This window comes from Shewanella sp. DW31 (assembly GCF_015767295.1).
Taxonomy (GTDB): Bacteria; Pseudomonadota; Gammaproteobacteria; order Enterobacterales; family Shewanellaceae; genus Shewanella; species Shewanella oncorhynchi.
In genome coordinates this window covers 57,704-69,197 of sequence record NZ_JADWMP020000007.1, presented here as the reverse complement: position 1 = coordinate 69,197, position 11,494 = coordinate 57,704, and the positions used below count along the sequence as shown (strand labels likewise).

Annotated in this window: 12 protein-coding genes; all 12 read left to right on the top strand. The window is 43.9% G+C overall.

Translation table 11 applies throughout. The annotated features are described in order from the left end of the window. Positions 1-15: 15 nt before the first annotated feature. The 12 genes from fliJ to flhF all read left to right on the top strand — a co-directional run bounded on the left by fliJ (position 16) and on the right by flhF (position 11,490). Entirely contained in the window at positions 16-462 is a 447-nt protein-coding gene (gene fliJ, locus GWI56_RS07985) for a flagellar export protein FliJ (RefSeq protein WP_028761186.1), read from the top strand. A gap of 243 nt (positions 463-705) precedes the next feature. Next, complete coding sequence (locus tag GWI56_RS07980) at positions 706-2,301, top strand: flagellar hook-length control protein FliK (RefSeq protein WP_198572624.1); 1,596 nt, start codon at positions 706-708, stop codon at positions 2,299-2,301. An 84-nt stretch (positions 2,302-2,385) separates the two neighbouring features. Further along, complete coding sequence (gene fliL / locus GWI56_RS07975) at positions 2,386-2,913, top strand: flagellar basal body-associated protein FliL (RefSeq protein ID WP_028761184.1); 528 nt, start codon at positions 2,386-2,388, stop codon at positions 2,911-2,913. 39 nt (positions 2,914-2,952) lie between these two features. Then, the gene (gene fliM / locus GWI56_RS07970; RefSeq protein WP_105251943.1) at positions 2,953-3,981 is read left to right on the top strand and encodes a flagellar motor switch protein FliM; all 1,029 of its coding nucleotides are present in this window, start codon (positions 2,953-2,955) and stop codon (positions 3,979-3,981) included. Between the two features lie 11 nt (positions 3,982-3,992). Beyond that, positions 3,993-4,373, top strand: a complete 381-nt coding sequence (gene fliN, locus GWI56_RS07965) for a flagellar motor switch protein FliN (protein WP_028761182.1) — start codon at positions 3,993-3,995, stop codon at positions 4,371-4,373. Positions 4,374-4,403: 30 nt separating this feature from the next. Further along, positions 4,404-4,832 (top strand): flagellar biosynthetic protein FliO, encoded by a 429-nt coding sequence (gene fliO, locus GWI56_RS07960; RefSeq protein ID WP_105251944.1) that lies wholly within the window; start codon positions 4,404-4,406, stop codon positions 4,830-4,832. Beyond that, complete coding sequence (gene fliP / locus GWI56_RS07955; RefSeq protein ID WP_028761180.1) at positions 4,829-5,575, top strand: flagellar type III secretion system pore protein FliP; 747 nt, start codon at positions 4,829-4,831, stop codon at positions 5,573-5,575. The genes fliO and fliP overlap by 4 nt, the downstream gene beginning before the upstream one ends. Positions 5,576-5,593: 18 nt before the next feature. After that, entirely contained in the window at positions 5,594-5,863 is a 270-nt protein-coding gene (gene fliQ, locus GWI56_RS07950) for a flagellar biosynthesis protein FliQ (RefSeq protein ID WP_012587225.1), read from the top strand. A 4-nt stretch (positions 5,864-5,867) separates the two neighbouring features. After that, entirely contained in the window at positions 5,868-6,665 is a 798-nt protein-coding gene (fliR, locus tag GWI56_RS07945) for a flagellar biosynthetic protein FliR (RefSeq protein ID WP_028761179.1), read from the top strand. Positions 6,666-6,683: 18 nt separating this feature from the next. After that, positions 6,684-7,814: a flagellar biosynthesis protein FlhB gene (gene flhB / locus GWI56_RS07940; protein ID WP_198572623.1), complete on the top strand. Its 1,131-nt coding sequence runs from the start codon at positions 6,684-6,686 to the stop codon at positions 7,812-7,814. 182 nt (positions 7,815-7,996) lie between these two features. Continuing rightward, positions 7,997-10,096 carry a flagellar biosynthesis protein FlhA gene (gene flhA / locus GWI56_RS07935; RefSeq protein ID WP_028761177.1) on the top strand — a complete coding sequence of 700 codons (2,100 nt, stop codon included), beginning with the start codon at positions 7,997-7,999 and terminating at the stop codon, positions 10,094-10,096. Positions 10,097-10,107: 11 nt separating this feature from the next. Beyond that, the gene (gene flhF / locus GWI56_RS07930) at positions 10,108-11,490 is read left to right on the top strand and encodes a flagellar biosynthesis protein FlhF (protein ID WP_198572622.1); all 1,383 of its coding nucleotides are present in this window, start codon (positions 10,108-10,110) and stop codon (positions 11,488-11,490) included. The last annotated feature ends 4 nt before the right edge of the window (positions 11,491-11,494 follow it).

The following is an 11,494-nucleotide window of genomic DNA, read 5'->3' as shown; positions in this document are numbered from 1 at the left end:
TAATCGAGGTCTAGTATGGCTAACGCCGATCCCTTGTTGTTAGTGTTAAAGCTTGCCAATGATGCCGAAGAACAAGCGGCGTTATTGTTAAAATCTGCGCAGTTAGAGTGTCAAAAACGGTTGAATCAACTCAGTGCTCTGAATAACTATCGCTTAGAATACATGAAGCAAATGCAATCCCAGCAAGGTCAAGCCATCAGTGCTAGTCACTATCACCAGTTTCACCGTTTTATTCGTCAGATCGATGACGCAATTATCCAGCAAAATCGCGTCGTAGCCGACGGTGAAAAGCAAAAAGAATATCGACAACAACATTGGTTGGAAAAGCAAAAAAAACGTAAGGCAGTAGAATTACTCTTAGCCAGTAAAGAGAAGAAGCGTCAAGTGGTTGAACAAAAAAGGGAGCAAAAAATGACCGATGAATTTGCTTCCCAGCAATTTTATCGCCGTCATCAACGTTAGTGAAATGATAGGCATCTTTACTGCTCGCTAGCCGGATAGGCTCTTTAGTTTTTTTGTATTGATGGCATAAGCATCAATTCGGCACCTCTCAGTGTTAATTCTTTTCGATATGCTGTCGTAAAATCTGATGTTTTGGCATCTTATTTGCTTTGATTTAGTCCATGACCCTGCAACCGCAGTGTTTAATTGACGTTTCTACCTAGCCATTTTCTTTTTTTTGCTAGGTGATGTTTGGGAGCACTTATGCAACAAATGACCAATATCCTGTTAAGTAAAACAGGCAACTCTGCGGCCAATTCCGCTAAGACATCTTCCCAAGAGTCTAATAATGAAGACTTTTCATCTACACTTGCGTCAGTCACCGCTAGCTCATTTTCTATTTCTGCGTCTAAAAAAACCATTGCTAACACTGATGATACTGTGCAGGTTACCTCTGCTGATAAAGTAAAAAATGACGATATATCAACTGAGGACACTGACGTAAATCTCATTTTTGCCCAAATTAGCATGGCAAATGATATGAAGAAAACGGCATCAGATGGAGATAGTTTGCCGCTAGCATTTTTAAATGCTGAAGAAGATATAACTGGTGAAGAAAATATTGATACTTCATCAACTTTATTAACCGGCTCAGTATTGGCACCTACTGTTTCTGCTGAGATTGAACTGGCATCAGATATAGATGCCGATGAAGCGGGTTTTTCTGCTGAATTACAAAAGTTAGTTTCTACTAGTCCAGATATGGCAGCAATTTCAATCGCAGATGACGTGAAACCATCATCTTTGACTGATAAGCCACTCGTACATATTCTCCCCATAGACCCAAATATACTTGAAGCGTCAGCGGATAGTGATGCTGTGATTGATCCAAATTTGACCGATGACGCTTTAGAATTACCTTCAGAAGACACTGAGCTTGTCTCTGCCACTGAAGTCGGGGTGAGTATAGATGAGTCTTTAGTTGAGAATGAGGTCACACTTAATGCTGTGATTAATCAAGCGGGCTTAGCGAACAGTGCAACGATAAAGTCGGCAACCAACACTGCGGCAAAAGCAACGACTAGCAGCTCGACAGTGAATAGTCCCAATACGGCTAATATCACTACCTCGGGAAATACTTTCGACCTGAATACCTTAGGCTCTTCAATTTCATCTGAACCATTAGATACAACATCTGTAACAGAAAGTGATCTTGATGGGAGTCCCAATTCCGATTTGGTTGCTAACCTATTACTGAAAGATGCTAAATTGACGGTTGCAATGGATATTCCCAGAGACGAAAGTTTTATGGATGATAGTAATACTTTCTCAGAACTTAAGTCGACATCATCCATACAGACACTCTCGATGTCACAATTAAATCGCCAAGAAACTATGCAAGTTCAGCTGTCATTGCGTCAAGGAGTAGAACAGCAAAACCAAATGCAGGAGATGATCCAACGATTTTCACCTGTGATGAAGCAGCAATTGATTACTATGGTGAGTCAAGGCATCCAACATGCGGAAATCCGGCTCGATCCACCTGAACTTGGACATATGTTGGTAAAGATCCAAGTGCATGGCGACCAAACCCAAGTACAGTTTCATGTTACTCAGCCGCAAACGCGCGATCTGGTTGAACAAGCTATGCCAAGATTACGTGAGTTATTGCAAGAGCAAGGGATGCAGTTGGCTGACAGCCATGTTTCTCAAGGCGATCAAGGTGAGCGTCGTGAAGGTAGTTTCGGTGATGGCGGCAGTTCAAATGCGGCAGATATGGATGAAATCTCGGCAGAAGAGTTACATTTAGGTTTAAATCAAGCGATTAGTGTAACTTCAGGTATAGATTATTACGCTTAAGCAGGTAACCTATAGCAATGACTGACATAATTACGTTTCAAATAAAACTGTAATGAGTTTCCGCCTAAATTAAAGAGAATAGTGATGGCTAAGGAAGAATCGTTAGAACTTGAAAGTACTGAAGAGCCTAAGAGTAAGAAGAAACTATTTATTTTTGCTGGTGTAGGCGTTTTAGTCGCGCTGTTAATCGGTGGCGGTGTCTGGTTCTTTATGGGAAGCAGTACCGAAGAGGTTCCCGCCGTAGCAGCAGATAGTGCTGTTCAGGCTGAAGTACCAGCATCAGGAGAAGTAGCTACCGCATCATACGTGCCTATGCCACGTCCTTTTTTATTCAACTTACCAGGGCCTGATAGGGCTCGTTTAGTTGAGATTAAAGTGCAGCTTATGGTGCGTGGTACCGATGATGATGTGCTAACACAAAAACATATTCCGCTGATTGAAGATGCGCTTTTAACGACCTTTAGTGGTGCAGATGTGCAAAAGCTCAGCACGCAAGCGGGGAAAGATGAGTTACGGCAGTTAGCACTTTTGAGTGTGCAAAATACTCTACAGTCAGTAACTGGGCGTAAGGTTGTCGAGAAAGTACTATTTACCGGTTTTGTAATGCAATAATCCTTTAACTTCAGCACCAAAAGAGGCGAAGGCAATATAGTGAGTGATTTATTAAGCCAAGACGAAATTGATGCGCTATTGCACGGGGTTGATGACGTTGATGATGACGAAATTGACGCTGTTGGAGAAGATGCCCGTTCCTACGATTTCTCTTCCCAAGATCGAATAGTTCGTGGGCGTATGCCGACGCTGGAAATCGTGAATGAGCGTTTTGCGCGCCATTTGCGCATTAGTATGTTTAATATGATGCGCCGAGCGGCCGAAGTGTCGATCAACGGTGTACAGATGCTCAAGTTTGGTGAGTACGTACATACGCTTTTTGTTCCTACTAGCTTGAATATGGTGCGTTTTAGCCCGCTCAAAGGCACAGCATTGATCACCATGGAAGCGCGACTGGTGTTTATCCTAGTAGATAACTTCTTTGGGGGCGATGGGCGTTTCCATGCCAAGATTGAAGGGCGAGAATTTACGCCGACAGAAAGACGAATAGTACAGTTACTGCTTAAGATTATATTTGAAGATTATAAAGATGCTTGGGCGCCCGTAATGGATGTTGAGTTTGATTATTTGGACTCTGAAGTCAATCCCGCCATGGCGAACATTGTTAGTCCTACCGAAGTTGTGGTGATTAATTCATTCCATATTGAAGTCGATGGAGGTGGTGGTGATTTTCATATCACTATGCCTTACTCCATGATTGAACCTATCCGAGAGTTACTCGATGCGGGTGTGCAAAGTGACAAGCAAGATACTGATATGCGTTGGTCACAGGCATTGCACGATGAAATCATGGATGTGAAGGTTGGGTTCGATGCCAATATTGTTGAACATGAATTAACGCTCAAAGAGGTCATGAATTTTAAAGCGGGCGATATTATTCCGATTGAGTTACCCGAGTTTATCATGATGAAAATCGAGGATTTACCGACATATCGTTGTAAAATGGGCCGTTCTAGAGATAACCTAGCGCTTAAAATATGTGAGAAAATCCCTCGGCCAGAGACAGTTAAATCTGAGCTGCAATTGGTGACGCGTAAGGGTAAATCTCGTGATATATCAGAATTATAAGGTGAAGTAAGATGAGCACAGACGATACGGATGATTGGGCTGCAGCAATGGCAGAACAAGCGTTAGAAGAAGCCAACGCAATTGAACTCGATGAGTTGGTTGATGATTCAAGACCTATTTCTAAGGCTGAAGCGGCTAAGTTAGATACAATTTTAGATATTCCTGTCACCATTTCGATGGAAGTGGGCCGTAGCTATATTAGTATTCGAAACTTATTACAACTTAACCAAGGTTCTGTGGTTGAGTTAGATCGAGTCGCAGGTGAACCGTTAGATGTGATGGTCAATGGCACGCTTATCGCTCACGGTGAAGTGGTGGTGGTAAACGATAAATTCGGTATTCGCTTAACGGATGTGATCAGTCAAACTGAGCGAATTAAAAAGCTTAAATAATACGAGATGTAAAAGTCGTTGGAACTTTAAATGAGCACATCGGTAATACAGAGTTTAGTGGTAGCGGTTCAAGCGAGCGCAGATAGCCTCGGTGGGGAAGGCGCAGCGAATATTGCTTCAATAGCGCCTGCTGCTACAAAAATGGCAGAACCTTCTCAAGTTGCGACCTTAGCAAGTATGTTAGGTGGCTTGATTCTGGTTTTATTATTAATTTTCGCGTTAGCTTATTTACTGAGAAGGTTTAATTTAGTCCCCACGACTAATGGCGTACTAAAGACCATTGCTGTGACTTCCCTCGGTCAAAAAGAGCGTTTAGTCTTGGTTCAGGTGGGCGAACAGCAATATTTGCTTGGGGTTAGCTCGCAGCAGGTGAGTTTGATTGATAAGTTAGCTGAACCTATCCATCTAGAAGCTGATTCGTTTGCGAGTCGATTACGCCAGGCGAAATTAAAACAATGACAACACGTATCCTCGCGTTAGTTGGGTTAGTTATGCTGCTATTGATGCCGTCAGCATGGGCCGCAGATGGCGTCTTACCTGCTGTAACAGTAACAACGGCGCCAGACGGCTCAACGGAATATTCGGTCACAATGCAGATTTTACTGCTGATGACATCGCTGAGTTTTTTACCTGCGATGCTCATCATGTTGACCTCTTTCACGCGGATTATCATTGTCCTGTCGATATTACGCCAAGCCATTGGATTACAACAGACTCCATCTAATCAAGTCTTAATTGGCATGAGTTTGTTCATGACTTTTTTTATCATGGCACCGGTATTCGACCGGATTTATGATGAAGGGGTGAAGCCTTATATCGATGAGCAATTAACCTTGCAGCAAGCGTTTGATAAAGGGAAAGAGCCGCTGAGAGGCTTTATGTTGGGCCAAGTAAGAACGACGGATTTAAAGACCTTTATTGAGATTTCTGGCTATAAGGATATTAAGTCTCCCGAAGAAGCACCCATGAGTGTGTTAGTGCCCGCTTTCATTACCAGTGAGTTAAAAACCGCATTTCAGATTGGCTTTATGCTATTTGTGCCTTTTTTAGTACTCGATTTAGTGGTGGCGAGTATCTTGATGGCTATGGGTATGATGATGTTATCCCCCATGATAGTGTCGCTGCCGTTTAAGATCATGTTGTTTGTGCTCGTAGATGGTTGGAGCTTAGTCCTCGGGACATTAGCGAATAGTTTCGGATAGCCAAGGGAGAGTAAACACATGAGCCCTGAGGCGCTAATTGATATTTTTCGTGAAGCTCTCGCTGTTATTGTCATGATGGTGTCTGCTATTGTGTTGCCTGGGCTGGGAATTGGGTTAATTGTTGCTGTGTTTCAAGCGGCGACTTCTATTAACGAGCAGACCTTAAGTTTCCTTCCGCGTTTGTTAGTGACACTTTTTGGCCTAATGTTTATGGGACATTGGTTAGTTGAAACCCTGATGGACTTTTTCATCGAGATGGTGAATCGCATTCCTCAAGTGATAGGCTAACGCGATGGAGCTGCTGCTCGATACCTTAATGCAAACCATTGCCGCTTATATTTGGCCATTGTTTCGCGTGGCGAGCATGTTGATGGTCATGGTGGTATTTGGGGCGGCAACGACACCAACTCGAGTGCGTTTATTATTGGCGATGGCAATTACCTTTGCGATAGCACCCGTTCTTCCTCCAACTCAAAATGTGGATTTATTTTCGTTAAGCGCAGTATTCATCACGGCGCAGCAAATTATTATCGGTGTTGCCATGGGGTTTGTGACTCAAATGGTGATGCAAGTCTTTGTGCTCACTGGACAGATCATTGGTATGCAGACCAGTTTAGGCTTTGCCTCTATGGTTGACCCTGGTTCTGGCCAACAAACACCCGTTATTGGTAACTTTTTTCTTTTATTGGCGACATTGATTTTCTTAGCTGTGGACGGCCATCTTTTGATGATCCGTATGCTAGTGGCAAGCTTTGAAACTTTGCCGATTTCTAATCAAGGCTTAACACTGACAAGTTATCGATCGCTGGCGGATTGGGGGTCGTATATGTTTGGTGCGGCACTCACTATGTCGATATCTGCGATTATCGCCTTGTTATTAGTCAACTTGTCCTTCGGGGTCATGACCCGCGCCGCACCGCAATTGAATATTTTCTCTATTGGTTTTCCGATCACTATGATTGGTGGACTGTTTATTCTGTGGTTAACCCTAACACCGGTAATGGCACACTTCGATGAAGTATGGTCGACGGCTCAAGTGCTGCTTTGCGATATGTTAGCGCTCCAATGTAACGCTGATGGCTTGATATGATGGGATTAGGAGAAGCCCATGGCTGAAGAATCAAGTGGCGAACGTACAGAGGAACCCACGGGGAGGCGTCTAGAACAGGCGCGGGAAAAAGGACAGATTGCACGTTCGAAAGAACTTGGAACTGCAGCGGTATTAATTTCGGCGGCATGTGGGTTTTATATGCTAGGCCCAAGTTTGGCCATTAGCCTAACTCGGGTGTTTGAAATTGTATTTACCATGGATAGGGCGCAAATTTTTGATACGAATGAAATGTTCAAAGTGTGGGGCGTTGTTGCGAGTGAAATAGCCTGGCCCATGGCTAAAATTATGCTACTGATTGTGGTTGTTGCGTTTATCGGTAACGTCTCTCTTGGAGGGATCAATTTTTCGACCCAAGCTATGATGCCAAAAGCCAGTAAAATGAGTCCCCTTGCTGGTTTTAAACGCATGTTTGGCGTACAGGCTCTGGTTGAACTCACCAAAGGCATTGCAAAATTTTCGGTAGTAGCGTTTTCTGCTTATTTTTTATTAAGCTTCTATTTCAATGACATCATGTTGCTGTCTAGCGACCATCTTCCAGGTAATGTTTACCATGCATTAGATTTGTTGGTTTGGATGTTTATCCTGTTATGTTCCTCGATTTTGTTTATTGTCGTCATCGATGTGCCGTTCCAAATTTGGAATCACAACAAGCAACTTAAGATGACCAAACAAGAAGTAAAAGATGAATATAAAGACACTGAGGGTAAACCTGAGGTGAAAGGGCATATACGGCAGATGCAACGTGAACTAGCACAAAGGCGTATGATGGCTGAAGTGCCAAATGCCGATGTGATTGTCGTTAACCCTGAGCATTTTGCTGTTGCGATTAAATACGATGTGCAGCGCTCTGCGGCTCCCTTTGTGATAGCGAAAGGTGTTGATGATGTGGCTTTTAAAATACGTGAGATTGCCCGCGCGCACAATATTGCGATTGTCTCGGCCCCACCACTTGCAAGGGCTATTTATCATACGACTAAGTTAGACCAGCAGATCCCTGAAGGTTTGTTTACTGCTGTCGCACAGATTTTGGCTTATGTATTCCAGCTGCGCCAATATCAAAAAGGACGCGGTCGTAAACCTATTCCTGTCCCACTCAATCAACCTATACCAGATGAATTGAAATATTGAACCACTAGTCTCAGATGGTAGTCATTGGTAAAGCTGATGATGTCGAGTTCATTTGTTTTTTATGGTTAATTTTATGTATATCAATCAGTCACAGTGCATATTTTTCCTTCATTAATGGCTTTAATCTTGTTGGCGCGTTTTTTGCTTTATGCTATTACACGTCAAAGTTTAGGTTATAGCGAATGGATGTTAAAGCGACTCTTGGTCAAGTAAAACAAATTAGGCTCAGCACTTTTAAAGGCATTGGCACGCCGGTGGTTGTGCTTGCTGCATTGGCCATGATTGTTTTACCTATCCCTCCATTTCTATTAGACATACTCTTTTCATTCAACATTGCGTTAGCTCTCATCGTATTACTGGTGGCTATTTATACTGATAGACCCTTAGATTTTGCTGCCTTCCCAACTGTGTTACTGGTGGCGACGTTATTACGTCTTGCGCTCAACGTTGCCTCTACTCGTGTGGTTTTACTTGAGGGTCATAATGGCGGTGATGCAGCGGGTAAGGTGATTGAAGCCTTCGGTTCTGTGGTGATCGGTGGTAACTATGCCGTTGGTCTAGTGGTCTTTATCATTTTGATTATCATCAACTTTGCGGTAGTTACTAAAGGTGCAGGTCGTATCGCAGAAGTTAGCGCCCGCTTTACCTTGGATGCTATGCCTGGTAAGCAAATGGCAATCGATGCTGACTTAAATGCTGGGACCTTAAATCAAGACCAAGCGAGAATACGCCGTGCCGAAGTGACCCGTGAAGCCGATTTCTATGGTGCGATGGACGGTGCGTCCAAATTCGTTAAAGGGGATGCGATTGCCGGTATCATGATCTTAGTGATCAACATCGTAGGTGGTTTCATCATAGGGATTGTGCAGCATGGCTTAAGTTTCTCTGAAGCGGTTGAAATTTATACCTTACTGACTATCGGTGATGGTTTAGTGGCGCAGATCCCTGGTCTATTATTGTCAATCGCCGCGGCCTTGATGGTGACTCGTCAAAACGAGTCGGGTGATATGGGCCAAATGATGATGAGTCAGATGTTTGACAGTCATAAGTCATTGGGTATCGCCGCCGGAGTCCTGTTTGTAATGGGTATTGTTCCTGGTATGCCACACATGGCGTTTTTAAGCTTTGCCTTTATGACAGCTGGTGCAGCTTATTTTGTTTATAAACGAAATGAAAACAAACGTCTTAAAGCGCTAGAACAAGTGAAATCAGGTCCTATAGAAAGACAAGATAAAGAGCCTAAAGAGCTGGGTTGGGACGATGTACATCATGTTGATACTATTGGTCTTGAGGTCGGATATCGTTTGATCCCTCTGGTAGACAAGGGCCAAGGTGGCGAGTTACTAAGCCGCATTAAAGGCGTGCGTAAAAAGTTGTCTCAGGAACTAGGCTTCTTAGTGCCCGCGGTGCATATTCGCGATAACTTAGATTTATCACCTAATGCGTATCGCATTTCATTAATGGGCGTCGTCGTCGGAGAGGCAGATATTCGTCATGATTGCGAATTGGCGATCAACCCTGGTCAAGTCTATGGCAAACTCGATGGTATCGAAACGCGCGATCCCGCTTTTGGCCTAGAAGCGGTATGGATCGCTCCTGAGTTACGTGAGCACGCACAAACATTAGGTTATACCGTCGTCGATGCCGCCACTGTTGTTGCAACTCATATTAGTCAATTACTCACAAATAATGCCGCTAAGTTGTTAGGCTACGAAGAAGTGCAACAACTGATGGATATGCTTGCGAAACACTCACCTAAGCTGGTTGATGGCTTTATTCCAGATATCATGCCACTAGGACATGTCGTAAAAGTGATGCAGAACCTATTAAATGAAGGGGTTTCAGTTAGAGACTTGCGTACTATAGTGCAAACTTTGTTAGAATATGGCACTAAGAGCAATGACACTGAAGTCTTGACTGCCGCTGTACGTATCGCTTTGAAACGTATGATAGTTCAGGAAATCTCAGGCCCAGAGCTCGAAATCCCCGTCATTACTTTGGCGCCAGAGTTGGAACAGATGTTGCATCAGTCAATGCAAGCAACCGGTGGCGATGGTCCTAATATTGAACCCGGTCTTGCAGAACGCATGCAGCAGTCCCTTGCCGATGCGGCTCAAAAGCAAGAAATGGTCGGACAACCCGCCATATTGTTGACGTCAGGTATGTTACGCGCGACGCTGTCACGCTTTGTTAAACATACTATTCCTAATCTCAGAGTCATTTCATATCAAGAAATACCTGATGAGAAGCAAATACGTATCGTATCTGCAGTCGGCCAGTAGAGGACGCATAAGTGAAGATTAAACGATTTTTTGCCAAAGACATGCGCGCCGCACTGGCCCAAGTGAAAGAAACACTCGGCTCAGATGCCGTCATTATGTCAAATAAAAAAGTGAACGGTGGCATCGAAATTGTCGCTGCCGTTGACTATGACGAACCTAAATCGAAAACTGCAGCCACTGCGCCAGCACCGACCTTTATGGACGTGAGCGACGATCTCGTGTCCCTCGGTGCTAAGCAGCCAGTTCGTGTAGAAACTCGCGCTAAGCCAGCCGCTCCTGCAGACTCATTACAAGCCTTACTTGAGAAGCAGCAAAGCCGTTTGAATCAACAAATGTCACATCAACAAGTTGATGCCGAGTTACCTGCATGGGCTAAGGGCTTACAAGCCCCTACTGCTGTTAAACCAGAACGTCGTGAAGCGCCTTCCTCGTTTGATAAAAAGCCACAAACATCACTAAAACAAAGTGCTGATATTGAAGCTATGCGTGATGAATTAGCATCACTGCGTAATTTACTGACACATCAAGTATCCTCCTTGATGACGGAACATAAAAAACGCATCGATCCCGTCGGTGCTATGCTCGAAGCCAAATTACTTGAGGCTGAATTCTCCCCTGCGGTTGCAAATAAATTAGCCGCGCTGAGTCAGCATTATACGCCGGCTGAATTAGTCAGAGCATTACCACAAAGTCTCGCTAATATGCTTGACAATCAGGGTGATGACATTGTGAAACAGGGCGGGGTGGTTGCATTAGTTGGTCCTACTGGCGTTGGTAAAACAACGTCATTAGCTAAACTTGCTGCCCGTTTTGCGGCACATCATGGTGCTGAACATGTTGCTTTAATTACCACAGATCATTATCGCATCGGAGCCTATGAGCAATTAGCAACTTATGGCAAAATAATGGGCTGCCCAGTAAAGCAAGCTCATGATCTAAATGAATTAGAGCAAATTCTCTATCAGTTTAGGAATCGCAAGCTAGTATTGATAGATACGGCTGGCATGGGACAGCGAGATATGCGCCTTTACCAGCAACTTGATAATTTAACTGCAAATAGCAGGATACCTATCCGCAGTTATCTGGTACTGTCTGCGACAGGGCAGCGCCGTGTGCTGCAAGATGCAGTCAATCATTTTAAACGCATTCCCCTATCTGGTGTCGTTCTCACAAAACTCGATGAATCTGTGTCGTTAGCAGGGGCATTAAGTGTGTTGATCCAAAACGGATTACCATTAAGTTATATTACTGATGGACAAAGAGTTCCTGAAGATATGAAAGTTGCGGATACCCTAGATTTAGCCCAGCAGGCACTCGCAGCGTTAGATAGTACAGAACAACAATCATTACAAGACACAGCGTGGTCAGATAATATGGCCTGTGCATTTGAGTAGATTT